Source organism: Streptomyces sp. NPDC051136 (assembly GCF_044455745.1).
Taxonomy (GTDB): Bacteria; Actinomycetota; Actinomycetes; order Streptomycetales; family Streptomycetaceae; genus Streptomyces.
On sequence record NZ_JBITFE010000001.1, the window covers coordinates 517,426 to 532,709 of the forward strand.

At 73.4% G+C, this 15,284-nt stretch carries 19 protein-coding genes; 12 read left to right on the forward strand and 7 right to left on the reverse strand.

Annotated elements, in window-relative coordinates; translation table 11 throughout:
- Positions 1–180 precede the first annotated feature (180 nt).
- The 3 genes from ACIBCJ_RS02205 to ACIBCJ_RS02215 all read left to right on the forward strand — a co-directional run bounded on the left by ACIBCJ_RS02205 (position 181) and on the right by ACIBCJ_RS02215 (position 2,973).
- The gene (locus ACIBCJ_RS02205; RefSeq protein ID WP_362092223.1) at positions 181–1,269 is read left to right on the forward strand and encodes an S-(hydroxymethyl)mycothiol dehydrogenase; all 1,089 of its coding nucleotides are present in this window, start codon (positions 181–183) and stop codon (positions 1,267–1,269) included.
- Complete coding sequence (locus tag ACIBCJ_RS02210; RefSeq protein ID WP_362092226.1) at positions 1,269–1,898, forward strand: MBL fold metallo-hydrolase; 630 nt, start codon at positions 1,269–1,271, stop codon at positions 1,896–1,898. The genes ACIBCJ_RS02205 and ACIBCJ_RS02210 overlap by 1 nt, the downstream gene beginning before the upstream one ends.
- Before the next feature lie 148 nt (positions 1,899–2,046).
- A complete protein-coding gene (locus ACIBCJ_RS02215; protein ID WP_362092229.1) occupies positions 2,047–2,973 on the forward strand; it encodes an SDR family oxidoreductase in 927 nt (308 codons plus the stop codon).
- Here ACIBCJ_RS02215 and ACIBCJ_RS02220 read toward each other — a convergent pair.
- Entirely contained in the window at positions 2,957–3,496 is a 540-nt protein-coding gene (locus ACIBCJ_RS02220; RefSeq protein ID WP_362092232.1) for a hypothetical protein, read from the reverse strand. The genes ACIBCJ_RS02215 and ACIBCJ_RS02220 overlap by 17 nt on opposite strands.
- Positions 3,497–3,542: 46 nt before the next feature.
- Here ACIBCJ_RS02220 and ACIBCJ_RS02225 point away from each other — a divergent pair, with 46 nt between their 5' ends.
- The 3 genes from ACIBCJ_RS02225 (at position 3,543) to ACIBCJ_RS02235 (ending at position 5,620) form a co-directional block, all read left to right on the forward strand.
- Entirely contained in the window at positions 3,543–4,352 is an 810-nt protein-coding gene (locus ACIBCJ_RS02225) for an SDR family NAD(P)-dependent oxidoreductase (RefSeq protein WP_362092235.1), read from the forward strand.
- A gap of 154 nt (positions 4,353–4,506) precedes the next feature.
- Positions 4,507–5,205, forward strand: coding sequence for a L,D-transpeptidase family protein (locus ACIBCJ_RS02230; protein ID WP_362092238.1), 699 nt, complete (start codon positions 4,507–4,509; stop codon positions 5,203–5,205).
- Between the two features lie 229 nt (positions 5,206–5,434).
- The gene (locus ACIBCJ_RS02235; RefSeq protein ID WP_362503628.1) at positions 5,435–5,620 is read left to right on the forward strand and encodes a hypothetical protein; all 186 of its coding nucleotides are present in this window, start codon (positions 5,435–5,437) and stop codon (positions 5,618–5,620) included.
- A gap of 68 nt (positions 5,621–5,688) precedes the next feature.
- On the opposite strand, the gene ACIBCJ_RS02240 is transcribed toward ACIBCJ_RS02235, so the two are convergent.
- Positions 5,689–7,035, reverse strand: coding sequence for a S1 family peptidase (locus tag ACIBCJ_RS02240; RefSeq protein ID WP_365978747.1), 1,347 nt, complete (start codon positions 7,033–7,035; stop codon positions 5,689–5,691).
- Between the two features lie 131 nt (positions 7,036–7,166).
- Between ACIBCJ_RS02240 and ACIBCJ_RS02245 the strand changes: the two genes are divergently transcribed.
- Positions 7,167–8,348, forward strand: coding sequence for an aminotransferase class I/II-fold pyridoxal phosphate-dependent enzyme (locus ACIBCJ_RS02245; protein ID WP_365978746.1), 1,182 nt, complete (start codon positions 7,167–7,169; stop codon positions 8,346–8,348).
- A gap of 100 nt (positions 8,349–8,448) precedes the next feature.
- A complete protein-coding gene (locus ACIBCJ_RS02250) occupies positions 8,449–8,856 on the forward strand; it encodes a PPOX class F420-dependent oxidoreductase (RefSeq protein WP_362092249.1) in 408 nt (135 codons plus the stop codon).
- A gap of 7 nt (positions 8,857–8,863) precedes the next feature.
- Here the strand turns inward: ACIBCJ_RS02250 and ACIBCJ_RS02255 are convergent, their stop codons facing one another.
- Complete coding sequence (locus ACIBCJ_RS02255; RefSeq protein ID WP_362092252.1) at positions 8,864–9,286, reverse strand: zinc ribbon domain-containing protein; 423 nt, start codon at positions 9,284–9,286, stop codon at positions 8,864–8,866.
- A gap of 181 nt (positions 9,287–9,467) precedes the next feature.
- On the reverse strand, positions 9,468–10,202 hold the full coding sequence (locus tag ACIBCJ_RS02260; RefSeq protein WP_362092255.1) for a TetR family transcriptional regulator: 735 nt from the start codon (positions 10,200–10,202) through the stop codon (positions 9,468–9,470).
- Positions 10,203–10,301: 99 nt separating this feature from the next.
- On the opposite strand from ACIBCJ_RS02260, the gene ACIBCJ_RS02265 reads away from it, so the two are divergent.
- The gene (locus tag ACIBCJ_RS02265; RefSeq protein WP_365978923.1) at positions 10,302–11,168 is read left to right on the forward strand and encodes a hypothetical protein; all 867 of its coding nucleotides are present in this window, start codon (positions 10,302–10,304) and stop codon (positions 11,166–11,168) included.
- A gap of 28 nt (positions 11,169–11,196) precedes the next feature.
- Here the strand turns inward: ACIBCJ_RS02265 and ACIBCJ_RS02270 are convergent, their stop codons facing one another.
- Positions 11,197–12,027, reverse strand: a complete 831-nt coding sequence (locus tag ACIBCJ_RS02270; protein ID WP_365978745.1) for a class I SAM-dependent methyltransferase — start codon at positions 12,025–12,027, stop codon at positions 11,197–11,199.
- A 73-nt stretch (positions 12,028–12,100) separates the two neighbouring features.
- Between ACIBCJ_RS02270 and ACIBCJ_RS02275 the strand changes: the two genes are divergently transcribed.
- Both ACIBCJ_RS02275 and ACIBCJ_RS02280 read left to right on the forward strand, forming a co-directional pair.
- Positions 12,101–12,730, forward strand: a complete 630-nt coding sequence (locus tag ACIBCJ_RS02275; RefSeq protein ID WP_365978744.1) for a TetR/AcrR family transcriptional regulator — start codon at positions 12,101–12,103, stop codon at positions 12,728–12,730.
- A gap of 93 nt (positions 12,731–12,823) precedes the next feature.
- Positions 12,824–13,315 (forward strand): flavin reductase family protein, encoded by a 492-nt coding sequence (locus ACIBCJ_RS02280; RefSeq protein ID WP_362092266.1) that lies wholly within the window; start codon positions 12,824–12,826, stop codon positions 13,313–13,315.
- 15 nt (positions 13,316–13,330) lie between these two features.
- Here the strand turns inward: ACIBCJ_RS02280 and ACIBCJ_RS02285 are convergent, their stop codons facing one another.
- Together ACIBCJ_RS02285 and ACIBCJ_RS02290 are read right to left on the reverse strand one after the other, a co-directional pair.
- Positions 13,331–13,714, reverse strand: a complete 384-nt coding sequence (locus tag ACIBCJ_RS02285) for a hypothetical protein (protein ID WP_362092269.1) — start codon at positions 13,712–13,714, stop codon at positions 13,331–13,333.
- Between the two features lie 294 nt (positions 13,715–14,008).
- Positions 14,009–14,926 carry a MurR/RpiR family transcriptional regulator gene (locus ACIBCJ_RS02290; protein WP_166661566.1) on the reverse strand — a complete coding sequence of 306 codons (918 nt, stop codon included), beginning with the start codon at positions 14,924–14,926 and terminating at the stop codon, positions 14,009–14,011.
- 179 nt (positions 14,927–15,105) lie between these two features.
- Here ACIBCJ_RS02290 and ACIBCJ_RS02295 point away from each other — a divergent pair, with 179 nt between their 5' ends.
- Positions 15,106–15,279 (forward strand): hypothetical protein, encoded by a 174-nt coding sequence (locus tag ACIBCJ_RS02295; protein WP_362503613.1) that lies wholly within the window; start codon positions 15,106–15,108, stop codon positions 15,277–15,279.
- Positions 15,280–15,284: the final 5 nt, after the last annotated feature.

Here is a 15,284-nt window from a genome sequence, read left to right on the forward strand (position 1 = left end):
CGCCGCCTCCGCGTACCGCGGACCGCCAGTCACCCGGGTCCCGGTGCGTGCCCACGGACCACCGGCGTGCGGACGGCCTGCCGCCCCCCCCCCGCGAACCGCCCCGTCACCTGCCGCTTCACGATCACTTGCGCGTAGGGTCTGGGGGAACGCTGGACGGCCGAGGAAGGGGTCAGGACCATGGCGCAGGAAGTACGCGGCGTGATCGCACCGGGCAAGGACGAACCGGTGCGGATCGAGACGATCGTCGTGCCGGACCCCGGCCCGGGCGAGGCCGTGGTCAAGATCCAGGCCTGCGGGGTGTGTCACACCGACCTGCACTACAAGCAGGGCGGCATCAGTGACGACTATCCCTTCCTGCTCGGGCACGAGGCCGCGGGCGTCGTGGAATCGGTCGGCGCCGGTGTCACCGACGTCGCCCCCGGCGACTTCGTGATCCTCAACTGGCGTGCCGTGTGCGGCTCGTGCCGGGCCTGTCTGCGCGGCCGCCCCTGGTACTGCTTCGACACCCACAACGCCGAGCAGAAGATGACCCTGGCCTCGACCGGCCAGGAACTCTCCCCGGCCCTCGGCATCGGCGCCTTCGCCGAGAAGACCCTGGTCGCCGCCGGACAGTGCACCAAGGTCGACCCGGCCGTCCCGGCCGAGGTGGCCGGACTGCTGGGCTGCGGCGTGATGGCCGGCATCGGCGCCGCCCTCAACACCGGCAACGTCACCCGCGGCGACACCGTCGCCGTCATCGGCTGCGGCGGCGTCGGAGACGCGGCGATCGCCGGGGCGCACCTGGCGGGCGCGTCGAAGGTCATCGCCGTGGACATCGACGCGCGCAAGCTGGAGACCGCCCGGGGCATGGGCGCCACCCACACCGTCAACTCCCGCGAGACCGACCCCGTCGAGGCGATCCGCGAACTGACCGGCGGTTTCGGCGCCGACGTCGTCATCGAGGCCGTCGGCCGCCCCGAGACCTACCGGCAGGCCTTCTACGCCCGCGACCTGGCCGGCACCGTCGTCCTCGTCGGCGTGCCGACCCCCGAGATGAAGCTGGAGCTGCCGCTCCTGGACGTGTTCGGCCGCGGCGGCTCGCTCAAGTCGTCCTGGTACGGCGACTGCCTGCCCTCCCGGGACTTCCCGATGCTCATCGACCTCCACCTGCAAGGACGCCTGGACCTCGGCAAGTTCGTCACCGAGACCATCCGCCTCGACGAGGTCGAGCAGGCCTTCGACCGGATGCACGCCGGCGACGTGCTGCGTTCGGTGGTGGTGCTCTGATGGCCCCCCGCATCGAACGCCTGGTCACCTCGGGACAGTTCAGCCTCGACGGCGGCACCTGGGACGTCGACAACAACGTCTGGCTCGTCGGCGACGACCACGAGGTCGTCGTCATCGACGCCGCCCACGACGCCGACGCGATCGCCGAGGCGGTGGGCGACCGCCGGCTCACCGCCATCGTGTGCACCCACGCCCACAACGACCACGTCAACGCGGCGCCCGCACTCGCCGAGCGCACCGGCGCCACCATCTGGCTGCACCGCGACGACCTGCCCCTGTGGCAGCAGACCCACCCCGACCGGAACCCCGACGCGTGGCTGACCGACGGCCTCGTCATCGAGGCGGCCGGCGCCGACCTCACCGTCCTGCACACCCCGGGCCACGCACCCGGCGCCGTGTGCCTGCACGACCCCGGTCTCGGCACCGTCTTCACCGGCGACACCCTCTTCCAGGGCGGACCCGGCGCCACCGGCCGCTCCTACTCCCACTTCCCGACCATCATCGACTCGATCCGCGACAAGCTGCTCGTCCTCCCGCCCGAGACGCAGGTGCGCACCGGCCACGGCGATCCCACGACCATCGGCGCCGAGGCCCCGCACCTGGAGGAGTGGATCAGCCGCGGCCACTGACCCGCACGGGACGCACACCGCCGAGAGCGACCCGGACACGCTGTGAAAGGTGACAGAAGATGTCCGGCTTCCCGGGCACCCTCGAACACGACATCGCCCGCGCGGGACCGATCCCGTGCGGGCGCCGAGGAGAGAACGGGAGCCGGGCATGGCAGGGTCACCGAAGGGTCCGCTGACGGGCAGGGTCGCACTGGTCGCAGGGGCGACCCGCGGCGCGGGACGGGGTATCGCCGTCGAACTGGGCGCGGCCGGCGCCACCGTCTACGTCACCGGCCGCAGCACCCGTGCGCGGCGCTCGGAGTACGACCGCCCCGAGACCGTCGAGGACACCGCCGATCTGGTCACCGAGGCCGGCGGCCGCGGCATCGCCGTGCCCACCGACCACCTCGACCCGGCGCAGGTCGCCACCCTCGTCGACCGCATCGCCCGGGAACAGGCCCGCCTCGACGTCCTGGTCAACGACATCTGGGGCGGCGAGCACCTCTTCGAGTGGGACAGCCCGGTGTGGGAGCACGACCTCGACAAGGGCCTGAGGCTGCTGCGGCTCGCCGTCGAGACCCACGCCGTCACCAGCCATCACGCCCTGCCGCTGCTGCTGCGCCGCCCGGGCGGACTGGTCGTCGAGGTCACCGACGGCACCGACGCTTACAACCGCGACCACTACCGCAACAGCTTCTTCTACGACCTGGCCAAGACCTCCGTCCTGCGCATGGCCTTCTCCCTCGGTCACGAACTGGGACCGCGCGGCGCCACGGCGCTCGCGCTGACCCCCGGCTGGATGCGCTCGGAGATGATGCTCGACCACTTCGGCGTACGCGAGGAGAACTGGCGCGACGCCCTCGACCGCGTCCCGCACTTCGCCATCTCCGAGACACCCCGCTACGTGGGCCGCGCGGTCACCGCCCTGGCCGCCGACCCGGCCGTGACACGGTTCAACGGGCAGTCCCTCTCCAGCGGCGCCCTCGCCCAGGAGTACGGCTTCACCGACCTCGACGGCAGCCGCCCGGACGCCTGGCGCTATCTCGTCGAGGTCCAGGACCCCGACAAGCCGGCCGACGTCACGGGGTACCGCTGACGGGGGGCAGCGGCCAGCGGGCGCCGTGCCCCGGCGGGAGCGCCAGGTCCTCGCGCACCGCCGCGTAGTAGCCCTCGCGCGCGGAGCGCTGTTCCTCCAGCAGGGCCCGCCAGGCCACCGGGTCGCGGGTCTCCTCGCGCAGGAAGCGCTCCATGTCCATCACCGCCACCACCCAGACCCGCGCCCGGTCCACCACGTCCTTGCTGCCCAGCAGGAGCAGTGCCTCCCCGGCCGGATCCCGGGCGACGAGGGCCTCGGCCTGGGACGGCGCCGCCTCCAGCGGAGTCAGCGGGTGCGGGTGCGGGTCGTTGCCGAAGTGCGCGGCGACGCGGTACGCCAGGGTGACGGAGGATTTCAGGGTCCGCGCGTAGTCGGCGTACACCGCGAGCCTGCGCTCCTCCCAGCGGGCCGCCGTCTCACGGTCGGACCGGGCACGGTCGCTGCGGACCACGGCGAGGTAGGAACCGAGGGCACCGATCACGACACCTATGAGCGCGGGGAGTTGCTGCAGGAACACGGACATGGCCGCACGCTACCCCCGCGATCACCGCGGCAGTACGGTCGCTCCCATGACGGACACCAGGCGTTTCACCGACCGCACGGCACTCGTGACGGGCGCCGCCCGGGGCATCGGCGCGGCCGTCGCACACCGGCTCGCCACGGAGGGGGCCCGGGTGCTGCTGACCGACGTGGACCTCGACGCGGCACGAGGGGCTGCGGCACGGATGGCGGACCCGGCCGAAGGAGGCCTCGCCGTCGAGGCGTTCGCCTGCGACGTGCGGGACCGCGCGTCCGTGGAAGCGGCCGTGGCCCACGCCGTGGACACCTTCGGCGGTCTGGACGTCCTGGTCAACAACGCCTACGCCTGCGCGCCCGACGCCCCGCTCTTCGAGGACGAACCCGACGAGGTCTGGGCCCGCGACCTCGACGTCACCCTCACCGGCGCCTACCGCTGCTGCCGGGCGGCGCTGCCGCACCTCGCCGCCTCGGGACGCGGCGCGATCGTGAGCATCGGCTCGGTCAACGGCGTCCAGGACTTCGGCAACCACGCCTACAGCGCGGCCAAGGCCGGGCTCGCCTCGCTGACCCGTACGCTCGCCGGACACGCGGCGCCGCGCGGTGTGCGGGTCAACCTCGTGACGCCGGGCACGGTGCGCACCACGGCCTGGGAGGGGCGGGACGAGGACCTGGCGGCGGTCCGGGGGCTGTACCCGCTGGGGCGGGTCGGCGAGCCCGAGGACATCGCGGCGGCCGTCGCCTTCCTCGCCTCGCACGACGCCTCCTGGGTGACCGGTACCACCCTGGTGGTCGACGGGGGTCTGACCGCGGTCAACACCGGCTTCCGGCAGGCCATGAGGAAGCCGGACGGCACGGACTGACGGACTTGAGCGTCCGGTGGCCTTTGTCACTGTTTCGTCGCGGCGGCCGACCGTGCGCAACCATTGCGGCCGGACGGCGGTCTAGCAGGCGGGGATCGCACGAAGGCGACCTTCCGCCCAGCGCACCGCCTCGACGCGAAAGGCATGACCGGCCATGGGGGACACACGCAGACGGGGAGCCGTCGCACTCGCCGTCACCGCACTGGTGGCACCGCTCACACTCGCGCTCACGGCCGCACCGGCCCAGGCCGCGAGCAGCTGCACCGCGAAAGCGGGCCCGTACCAGAAGAAGGTGGAGAAGTTCCTCGGCCGCACGGCCGACGGAAAGCAGTCCACCGCCGACTGCAAGGCCATCCGGGCCTTCCAGACCAAGCACGGCATCCAGCCCAACGCCGGCTACGCGGGCCCCGTCACCTGGGGGGTGATGGATCTCATGACGAAGCAGAAGGCGGTCGGGAAGAACCCGAACAAATCCGGCAAGTGCCCGACGAACAAGGGCCGCATCGCCTGCGTGAACCTCAGCCTCCAGCTGAGCTGGATCCAGGACGGCAAGAAGCTGGTGTACGGGCCGGTCCCGGTGCGCACCGGACGCAACGGCTACGAGACCCGCACCGGTCTGAAGAAGGTCTACTGGCGCCACGTCGACCACGTCTCGACGATCTACCACGTGGCGATGCCCTACAGCCAGTTCTTCGACGGCGGCCAGGCCTTCCACTCCGTCGGCGTCAGCATGTGGAACCCGCCCGGCTCGCACGGCTGCGTCAACATGACGAAGACCGACGCCAAGAAGTACTGGTCGCTGCTGAAGAACGGCGACGACGTCTACGTGTACGGGCGCAAGCCGGGCACCTGACGGACACGGGCGCCCGGCTCACGCCGCGGCGCCCCTACCGCCCGCCCGCGCGTGGCCGTCGGGGGGCGGAGCGCTTGTGAAGGGCCGGCCGTGTGCGGCACGACACATCGGACGGGAACGAACTCGCCCGCAGGTCTTGACAGATGACGAGATCGACGTGATCAGCGACACGGTCCGGTATGTCCGTTTGGCTCGCGATTACTCACATCGTCTTCACGCCGGGGCCCGTATGCTTCACAGCATGTCCACCACTGTTGAACCCTCCTCCGAGCGATCGGCTGCCGAGGTCAACGAGGAGATCCGGGCCCTGTGGCGCCGGTCGGGCGGGACACTGAGCGTCGAGCAGCGTGCGCAGTACCAGCGGCTCGTCATGGAGTGGGCCCACGCGGCCCCGGAGCCCGTGAACGCCGCCTGACCGCGGTCACGCTCCTCGTCCCCGGCCCGCCGCCGCACACCAGGGACCCGGCCTCGTCCCGGCTCCGGTCATCCCCATGTCGCCGAGTAGTGCCGCCGGTAGGCCTTGCGGTCCCGTTCCGTCCGGATCCACCGCGTGGCCACCAGCGCCATCAGGCTGCCCGCCACCACCAGCAGCCCGGGGCCGGCGTTCCTGCGGTCCGTGAGCCGGGCGAGCAGGGACGGACCGGCGACGCCTCCCGTCACCGCTGCCGAGGCACCCGGCGCCGACGCACTCGGCGCCGAGGTCGCCGAGGTGCCCGCGGCGCCTCCCGGCCCGCCGGAGACGACGAGCCGGACCCCGAGCGACTCCATGGCCTCCGGCAGCGGCTGGAAGAACGTCGTACCGCCCTTGGCGCAGTCGCCGCTGCCGCCCGACGTCACGCCCAGCGCGACACCCTCGGAGAACATCGGCCCACCGCTGTCCCCGGGTTCGGCGCACACGTCGGTCTGGATGAGGCCGGTGACCGTGCCCTCCGGGTAGTTGACCGTCGCGTCCAGCGCCGTCACCCGGCCGTCGCGCAGCCCACTGGTGCTTCCGCTGCGGAACACCCGCTGCCCGATCGCCGGTGTACCCACCCCCGTGACGGCCACCCCCTTGCCGCCGCCGACCGCCACCACGCCCGCGCCCTCGCCGGCCTTGCCGTTCGCGTACCGCACCAGGGAGAAGTCGTCCCCGGGGAAGCTCCCCGCGACCGTCGTGCCGACCTGCCGTCCGCTTCCGCCGGCACCGAACCAGACGGAACCCGTCGGCCCGCAGTGTCCCGCGGTCAGGATGAAGTCGCTGGTGCCGTCGGTCACGTTGAAACCGGCCGAGCAGCGGCCCGCCGTGGAGAGGATCGGCTCCGCACCGTTCAGACGGGTGGTGAAGGTGCCCTCGGTGCGCTCCATGCGGACGAACCCGCCGATGTCCTGCGCGACGTCCGTCAGCCGCGACCAGTCGGCGCCGGAGACCGTGCGGTCACCGCGCACCACCACCTCGTTCGCCCGGTAGTCCAGCGCCCATGCCGTACCGGACACCCGGGGCGCCGCACGCAGCGTCGAGGCCGCCGACCTCAACTCCGTCATGCTGCGCGGGACCATCTCCGCCGTGGCGCCCGCCCGCCGCACCGCCTGCGCCGCGGACTCGTCCGTGACCGCCACGACCGGCCGCCCGTCGGCGCCGATCCAGTGACCCGCCGTACGGTCGGTGCCCAGCCGCGCCACCAGGCCCGCACCGGCGCCGGACGCGCTCTGCGCGAGCGTGTGCGGCGCGGGGGAGGCGCCCGGGGGTTCGCTCGCCACCGCCCGGGTGACCATCGTGCCCCCGACCAGCAGCCCACCGACGGCCGCCAGCCGTGCCACTCGCCGGACGATGCGTCGTCGTGCGTGCCTCATGCGTGCGCTCCCGAACCCGGCCGCGCGGCGTCGCCGCCGCGGGGGGCTCCGGACGTCGAGCGCCCTCCTCCCATACGGCGGCGGGCCGCGCGGTGTTCACCCCGTCCGCGAGGGCGTCCTATCTTGGGCCCATGACCAGCATCCCGCGGGACCAGTCCGGAGAACCGAACCCCCTGCACGTGCTCACCCTGGACGAGCTTCGCCGCCGTACGAGCATGAAATGGCACACCTACCCCGCGGACGTACTGCCGCTGTGGGTTGCCGAGATGGACGTCCCGCTCGCCGGAGCCGTCGTGCGCGCCGTCACCGGCGCCATGGAGCGCGGCGACACCGGCTACCCCGTCGGGACCGCCTACGCCGAGGCCCTCGCCGCCTTCGCCGGCAAGCGGTGGGGCTGGGACGACCTGGCCGTGGAACGCACGGCGATCGTGCCCGACGTGATGCTGGGCGTCGTCGAGATGCTCAAGCTGGTCACCGCACCCGGGGACCCGGTGATCGTCAACCCGCCGGTGTACCCGCCGTTCCACCAGTTCGTCGCACACATGGACCGGCGCGTGGTGGAGGCGCCGCTCGGCCCGGACCTGCGGATCGATCCCGGTGTGCTGGAAGAGACGTTCCGGCGTGCCGTCGCGGGCGGCGGCCGGGCGGCCTACCTGCTGTGCAGCCCGCACAACCCGACCGGCACCGTGCACTCCGCCGGCGAACTGGCGGACGTCGCCGCCCTCGCCGAGCGCCACGGCGTCCGGGTCGTCGCCGACGAGATCCACGCGCCCGTCGTCACCGCCCCCGACGCGCGGTTCGTGCCGTACCTGAGCGTGCCCGGCGCCGAGCGCGGCCTCGCGCTGATGTCGGCGTCCAAGGGCTGGAACCTGGCCGGCCTCAAGGCGGCCCTCGCGCTGGCGGGGCCGGGCGCCGCCGCCGACCTGGCGCGGATGCCCGAGGAGGTCGGGCACGGACCGAGCCACGTCGGCGTCCTCGCCCACACCGCCGCGCTGCGCGACGGCACCGCCTGGCTGGACGCGGTGCTCGCCGGGCTTGACGAGAACCGGCGCCTGCTCACCGCCCTGCTCGCCGAGCACCTGCCCGGCGTCGTCCACCGCGCGGGGCAGGCGACCTACCTCGCCTGGCTCGACTGCCGTCCCCTCGGCCTCGGTGACGACCCGGCGGAGGTCTTCCTGGGCCGCGGACGGGTGGCGCTCAGCTCCGGGATCCCGTTCGGCAGCGGTGGCGCGGGGCACGTACGGCTCAACCTGGCGACCTCGCCCGAGGTGCTCACCGAGGCGGTGCGGAGGATGGCGGCGGCCCTGGAGTGACCGCGGACCTCCACGGGACCGGTCCGCCGCGAGCCGGTGCGCCGTGCGAGCCGGTGCGCGCCGCGAGCCCGCCCGGGGGCCGGGTCTAGACTCCCGGAGCATGGACGACGACGCGTCACTGGACCGGCTCGGCGCCGGCAAGTACCTGCTGGTCACGACCTACCGCAAGAACGGAACCCCGGTCGCCACCCCCGTGTGGGTCGTCCGGGACGAGGACGCGCTCGGCGTGTGGACGGTGGCCGACTCCTGGAAGGTCAAACGCGTCCGCAACCGCGCCGACGTCCTGGTGGGCCCCTGCGACGTGCGCGGCAGGCCGACCGGCGGCCAGGTCCCGGGGACGGCGGAGATCTGCGACGCCGCCACCACGGCCCGCTACCGGAAGCTGCTGATCCGCAAGTACGGCGTCATCGGCCTGCTCACCCTCTTCGGCAGCAGGCTGCGCCGGGGGCTCGACGGCACCGTGGGCATCCGCATCACCCTGGCACCCGGGCCGGCGGCGGGAAGCTGACCGGCCCTCAGGTCCAGGCCCGGTACGGCTCGTCGACCAACTGGAAGACGGGCTCGCCCCGCACCGGGTCCTTCGCCGTGGACAGCCGCACCCGGTCGCCGCTGTGGATGCCGATCAGCGGGCCCATGACCCGGCCGCGCACCACGAAACCCTCGGCCATCTCGATGAGGGAGACATTGCGCGCCGCGGGGGTGTTGCGGTGCACCACCGTGGCGTGCCGCACCGTCCCCGTGCCCTCGCTGCGTTCGGTCCGCAGTTCGCTGCCGCGACAGACCGGGCACAGCACCCGGTGGTACATGGCGGTTCCGCACCAGGTGCAGCGCTGGTAGAAGACGGCCTCGGTGTCCGCGGCCCGGTCCTGCGGCTTGGAGTCGAGCAGGCCCGTCGCGGCGCCGGCCGCCTGCTGAGCGACGTTTCCTGAGTGGTACACGCTGGTCAACTCCCTGCACTCGGGCCGGAATTCCGCGTGCACGGTCCCCGGGCACGCGGGTGCGCGGCTCACCGTGCCACCGTGCACGCACGACAGCGTATGGCACTCAGTGTCACTCGTAAAGGCACTCGGTACCCCTTGTCCGAGGCGAGGGTCGAGCGGGGCGGAGCGGAGCCGGCCGTCAGTCGCCCGCGAACGCCGTCTCGACCTCGCGCAGCACCTGCCACAGGGGCGTCCCGCGGCGCGCCGCGACGACCACCACGTCCTCCGGCGACTCGCCGCGGGGCGGTACGGGCACGCCGCCGAACGCGGACTGCGCGTAGGCCAGCGCGTGGTCCACCGCCGCGCCCGCGTCGTCGCGCCCCTCGGAACGCAGCCAGGACCGCAGGGCGTTGTTGTGTGCCGCGACCACCGCGGCCGCGATCACGTCGGCGCGCAGGATGCCGTCCGGACGTCCGCCCAGCCGCCCGCGCAGGTACGCGGCGAGGGCGCGCTCGTAGCGCCACACCACCGACAACTCGTAGGCGCGCAGCCCGGGGACCTTCTTGGTGAGGTGGTAGCGCTGCACGGAGAACGCCGGGTTCTCGGCGTACATGCGCAGGACGAGACGGGCCGCGTCGCAGACCCGCCGCACCGGGTCGGCGTCCTCGGGGGAGCGGGCCAGGAACGCCGTCATGTCGGCCAGGCACCGCTCGTGGTCGGGGAAGACCACGTCCTCCTTGGACGGGAAGTACCGGAAGAAGGACCGCCGTCCGACGCCCGCGAGGGCGACGATGTCGTCCACCGTGGTCTGTTCGTACCCCCGCTCGAGGAACAGCCGGAACGCCGCCGCGACCAGCGCGTCCCGCATCGGCGGCCTGGCCTCCGCCGTGTCCGTCCCGTCCCCGCGGCGGGGCGCCGCACTGCTGGTGCTCATGGAAGGGGAACGTAGCAGCCCATCGAGGTGCGTGGCACTCAGTGCAGTGTTTGGAGGGAACTGAGTGCACTCAGTACGGCGCCGTACCGGTCGCATACGATCACTTCCGGTCAGCCCCGGAGGAGCCCCGCATGCCGTTCGCCCGCCCCCCGCATCCTGTACGTCACCGACCTGGCCTATCAGGCCCGCGGGCGGCGGTACTGCGACGAGGACATCTTCCTCGCCTCCCGGCTGCGCGACGAGTTCGACCTGGCCCTGTGCCATCCCCGGGACGCCGCCGCGCTGCTGGACGCCTTCGATGCCGTGGTCGTCCGCAACAGCGGTCCGGTGCAGCAGTACAAGGCCGCCTACGACGCCTTCCGCGAGCGCGCCGCCGAGCGCGGGACGCGGGTCTACAACCAGCTCACGGGCCGGGCGGACATGCTCGGCAAGCAGTACCTCCTCGATCTGACCGCCGCGGAATTCCCGGTCATCCCCACCGTCGACCGCGCCGAGGACCTCCACCTGCTGCCCGCCGCCGACGAGTACGTGGTCAAGCCCAGGCTCGGCGCGGACTCGGCGGGCCTGCGGACCGTCCCGGCGGCGCGCGTGCCGGAGGCGGTGGGCGGCGCCCGGGACCTGCTCGTCCAGCCGCGCGTCGACTTCGCCTACGAGGTCTCCTTCTACTTCGTCGACCACGACTACCAGTACGCCCTGCACGCGCCGCATCCCGACCGCCGCTGGCAGCTGGAGCCGTACGACGCCACCGTGGCCGACCTCGGCTTCGCACGGCGGTTCATCGAGTGGAACCGCGTCGACCACGGCATCCAGCGCGTCGACGCCTGCCGCGCGCCCGACGGGGAACTGCTGCTGGTCGAACTGGAGGACCTCAACCCGTACCTGTCCCTGGACGCCCTGGACGAGCCGGCCCGCGACGCCTTCGTCGCCGCCCTGCGCACGGCCCTGCGCCGCCTGCTCGCGTCCTGACCCGCCGCCGGCACCTGCCGGGCGGTGCTCAGCGGCCGCCGGTGCGGACGGCGGTGGTCGCCAGGGTCGTGTAGTGCATCGTGAAGCGGCCGCCCAGGGCGTCGACGGCGTCGCCGACCACGTCCAGGATCCGGGCCAGCTGGTCGGGACGCAGGCGGGTGAGGCCTCCGGTGGTGGGGAGCAGGTTCAGCCACTGGTCGCGGGTGTAGGACCGCTGCCAGTCGAAACGCCACTGCTCCGGTTCGTCGAACCGCCCCGTCCCGCGGACCGTGTCGGCGATCCGTTCGTACCCCGCCCGGTACGTCTCCGGCGGACGGCGGGCCGGCTGTCCGGCGAACGGGGAGTCGGGTGCCACCCGCCGGTAGACCTCGGCGAAGGGCTCGGCGACCTCGGCGGGCGGCTCGAACACGTGACCGAAGATGGCCAGGCGCCCGTTCGGGCGCAGCAGCCGCGCCGCCTTCGCGGAGCCGGCCGCCGGGTCCACCCAGTGCCACGACTGGGCTGCGATCACGGTGTCGAACGTACGGCCGGCCGGCTCCCAGGCCTCGAAGGTCGCCATCTCGACCCGAAGGCCGCGGCTCTCGGCGAGGCCGGCCATCCGCGTGTCCGGCTCGACGCCGAGCACGGAGCAGCCTGCGGCCTGGAACTGCCGGGCCGCGATGCCGGTCCCGCACCCGACGTCGAGCACGTCGGGTCCGGGGCTCCCGGCGACGATCCGCGTCACCAGGTCGTCGGGGTAGGCGGGGCGGGCCCGGTCGTAGCGCTGCGCGTCCGTACCGAACGATTCGGCCGTCCGCCGGGCCCGGTACGACGGGGTCGTCTCCGGCCGGCTCTGTGGCTCCTGCGGTAAAGTGGGCATGCGTTCACTTTAGTGGGCAAGCGCCCACTGGGCAACGGATACCCTGACGCCGGACGGACGAGAGGAGCGATGAGTGCCGACCGGGATGCACCTGCGCGACGCGCGGCAGCAGCTGTTCGAAGCCGCCGAGCGCGTGCTGCTGCGCGCCGGCCCGAACGCGCTGACCAGCCGGGCCGTCACCGACGAGGCGGGCTGCGCCAAGGGCGTGCTGCACCGGCACTTCGCCGACTTCGACGCCTTCCTCGCTGAGCTGGTGCTCGACCGGGCCGCACGGCTGGAGAGTCAGGCGGCCGCCCTGCGCGAGTCCGCGGGCACCGGCACGGTCGCCGGCAACCTCAGCAGCGCGCTGACCGCCCTGTTCGGACCCGTCCCGGTGGCGATCGTCCCGCTCGTCACCTTCCGGGAGGAGCTGCGCGCCCGGCTGCGTGCGGCGAGACCCGGGGGTGGCATCGCGATCCTGGCCGACGTCGCGACCGCGGTCTCCGGGTACCTGGCCGACGAGCGCGACCGGGGCCGCGTCGCGGCCGACGCGGACCTGGACTCGCTCACCCTCTCCCTGGTCGGCGGCGGGCACCTCCTGTTCGCGGACCGCGACCCGGACCCGCCGGCCGAGGCCACCGTCCACAGACTCGTGACCACGGTGCTCGCCGGTGCCGTGCCACGAAGGCCGGGCCCGGAGCGGACGGACGGCAGCGGGACCTGACGGGCGGAGGCGGGGGACGGCGGAGGCGGAGCCCGGCGGGCGAGGGAGGGGGCCAGGCGGGCGACGGCCGGGGCGGGCCGGGCGGGACCTAGCATGGCCGCCATGGACGTGTTCCTGGACCGGCTCGATCCTGACATGTGCGTCGTCACGGCAGCCGCGGGCGGAGAACGGGCCGGCTGCCTGGTCGGCTTCTCCTCGCAGTGCTCCATCCGCCCCGTGCGGTACGTCGTCTGGATCTCCGACGTCAACCACACCCTCCGCGTCGCGCGCTCCGCCGAGGTGCTGGCGGTCCACCTGCTCGCGCGCGACCGACGGGAGACGGCCGAGCTGTTCGGCGGTCGCAGCGGCGACGACGTCGACAAGTTCCGGCGGGTGCGCTGGCGCGAGGCGTACGGCGGGGCCGCCGTGCTGGAGGACGCCGAGGCGTGGTTCGTCGGGCGGGTCGTGGAGCGGACCGAGGGGGGCGACCACGTCGGGTTCGTCCTCGAACCGGTCGAGTGGGGCGGGCGCGGGAAGGGGGCCGGCGATCCGGTGCTGCGCCTCTCCGGCGCCCGCACCATCCGGCCGGGACATCCGGTGGACTGACGAGCGCCGGACCGCTCAGCGACCGGCGGCGGCCTGCTCGGCCAGTGCCTCGGTGACCGCCCGCACGCTGCGTGCGATGTGCTGCAACTGGAGGACCTCCGCCGCGTACAGCTTGATGGTGTGCTCGATGGCCGCCTCGTGCAGGCCGAGCCGCGGCAGGTCCGCCCGGGCGGTCTGCAGCGCGGTGCGGGCCACCCGGATCTCGTGCTGCACCTGGATGTGAGCGTGCCGGGCGAGCAGCACCGGGTGCCGGATCAGGGCCGGGTACCCGGCGTAGCGCGCCGGGACCAGCTCGCGCAGCCACCTGGTGGCCGAGCGTTCCCAGTCGTAGCTGCCGGGAGTCTTGACCTGGCAGGGCCAGTCCGGGCTGATGCGCGTGGTCGTCAGGGGCATGATCATCGCTTCCGGAGGTGCGGCGTCGCGGGGTGGGCGACGGGTGGGGGGCGGTCCCGGTCCAGGGGACGACCGGGACCGCCGCGGGCGCTCGCGCAGGCGATGCCCGACCGGAACACCCGGCACACCGGAGCGGGTAGGAGTTCGGCGTCCGGGTGTTCGCGGCAGGTGCGGACGCGCTCCGGGGCGGCCGGGTCGCGATCCGTGAGCAGTATTTATATATGCCATCCGGTTTGCAAGACGTATGAAAACATTCATGCCTGCTTCCGACGTCAGGCGGCGCGGGGCGGGCGCGTCCGCTCAGTCCCGCAGGAAGAACTGGTGCTGCTCGGCGACCTGCTCGTACCCCTCCAGCCGGGCCTGCGTCCGCTCCGGATCGGCGTCCGTCATCGCCTGGAGCAGCGCCGCGCACATCACGCCGGGCGCCGCATAGGAGTCGAAGACCAGCCGGGAGCCCGTGCCGGTGGCGAACGTGACGTCGGCCTCGTCCACCACGGGGCCCAGTGCCAGGTCGGTGATGAGCGCGACCTTCAGCCCGGCGTCGCGTGCCACCCGCACCGCGCCCAGCGTCTCGTGGGCGTGCCGGGGCATCGAGAAGGCCAGCACCCAGGTCCCGCCCGCCTCCCTGGACTGGAGCAGGGCGTCGTAGGCGACGGTGCCGCCCCTGGTCACCAGCCGTACGTCCGGGTGGACGCGACGGGCCGCGTAGGCGAAGTACTCGGCGAGCGAGACGGAGATGCGCAGCCCGAGGACGGTCAGCGGTGCCGAGGCGGCCAGCTTGCGGCCCACGTCGATCACCCGGTCCGCGTCGGCGAAGTCGCGCCGCAGGTTCTCCAGGTTCTCGATCTCGGCGTCCACGGCCGCCTGGAGTTCGTTGCCCCCGTACTCCTCGGCCGCCGAACCGCCCCGGCCGCCCAGTGCGATCGCCTGGAGTTGCTCCCGCAACGCCGGATAGCCGCTGAACCCGACGGCCGAGGCGAACCGCGTCACCGACGGCTGGCTCACGCCCACCCGGTCGGCCAGGTCGGTGATCGACAGGAACGCCGCCTCGGTGAGGTGCTCGATGAGGTACTGGGCGATGCGTCGCTGCCCCGGGGAGAGACGGGGCCGGTCGAACAGCGTCCTGAGCCGTGAGGTGGGGGAGACCTCCGACTGCGGGGCCGCCCGTCCCGAGGTGATCGCCGACGCCTGGGCACGTGCCTGCTGCGGCGACGGCACGGGTGCGCCTCCGGTGTCTCCCATGTCTCCCACGGAGGTCAACATAGCTCACCCCCTGCGACGGCCGGGCCGGCCGCGGCGCGCGGCAACGGCACCGCCCCGGACGGGGATAGCACCGCGCCGCACGGGAACCCGCAGCCACGGAAGGACCCGCAGACACGGACGAGGAGCACCACGTCATGACCGTCCCGGAAGAGAACCGGCCGAAGACCGACACCACCGACGACGTCCTCGACCAGCGCGCGAGCCGGCGCCAGGAGGACGAGCCCCGCCCGCCGGGCGGCACCGGCCGGACCATGCGCGAGGCGCTGGAGGAGGCGCACGTGCGCCCCGACGACTTCGACGAGGAGTGACCGCG

Coding starts and splice junctions, on each gene's coding strand:
- ACIBCJ_RS02230 (WP_362092238.1), top strand. CDS start 4,507: ATGGGGGACACACGCAGACGGGGAGCCGTCGCACTCGCCGTCACCGCA.
- ACIBCJ_RS02240 (WP_365978747.1), bottom strand. CDS start 7,035: ATGAGGCACGCACGACGACGCATCGTCCGGCGAGTGGCACGGCTGGCG.
- ACIBCJ_RS02250 (WP_362092249.1), top strand. CDS start 8,449: ATGGACGACGACGCGTCACTGGACCGGCTCGGCGCCGGCAAGTACCTG.
- ACIBCJ_RS02270 (WP_365978745.1), bottom strand. CDS start 12,027: ATGCCCACTTTACCGCAGGAGCCACAGAGCCGGCCGGAGACGACCCCG.
- ACIBCJ_RS02205 (WP_362092223.1), top strand. CDS start 181: ATGGCGCAGGAAGTACGCGGCGTGATCGCACCGGGCAAGGACGAACCG.
- ACIBCJ_RS02285 (WP_362092269.1), bottom strand. CDS start 13,714: ATGATCATGCCCCTGACGACCACGCGCATCAGCCCGGACTGGCCCTGC.
- ACIBCJ_RS02245 (WP_365978746.1), top strand. CDS start 7,167: ATGACCAGCATCCCGCGGGACCAGTCCGGAGAACCGAACCCCCTGCAC.
- ACIBCJ_RS02295 (WP_362503613.1), top strand. CDS start 15,106: ATGACCGTCCCGGAAGAGAACCGGCCGAAGACCGACACCACCGACGAC.
- ACIBCJ_RS02210 (WP_362092226.1), top strand. CDS start 1,269: ATGGCCCCCCGCATCGAACGCCTGGTCACCTCGGGACAGTTCAGCCTC.
- ACIBCJ_RS02225 (WP_362092235.1), top strand. CDS start 3,543: ATGACGGACACCAGGCGTTTCACCGACCGCACGGCACTCGTGACGGGC.
- ACIBCJ_RS02280 (WP_362092266.1), top strand. CDS start 12,824: ATGGCCGCCATGGACGTGTTCCTGGACCGGCTCGATCCTGACATGTGC.
- ACIBCJ_RS02220 (WP_362092232.1), bottom strand. CDS start 3,496: ATGTCCGTGTTCCTGCAGCAACTCCCCGCGCTCATAGGTGTCGTGATC.
- ACIBCJ_RS02260 (WP_362092255.1), bottom strand. CDS start 10,202: ATGAGCACCAGCAGTGCGGCGCCCCGCCGCGGGGACGGGACGGACACG.
- ACIBCJ_RS02215 (WP_362092229.1), top strand. CDS start 2,047: ATGGCAGGGTCACCGAAGGGTCCGCTGACGGGCAGGGTCGCACTGGTC.
- ACIBCJ_RS02235 (WP_362503628.1), top strand. CDS start 5,435: ATGCTTCACAGCATGTCCACCACTGTTGAACCCTCCTCCGAGCGATCG.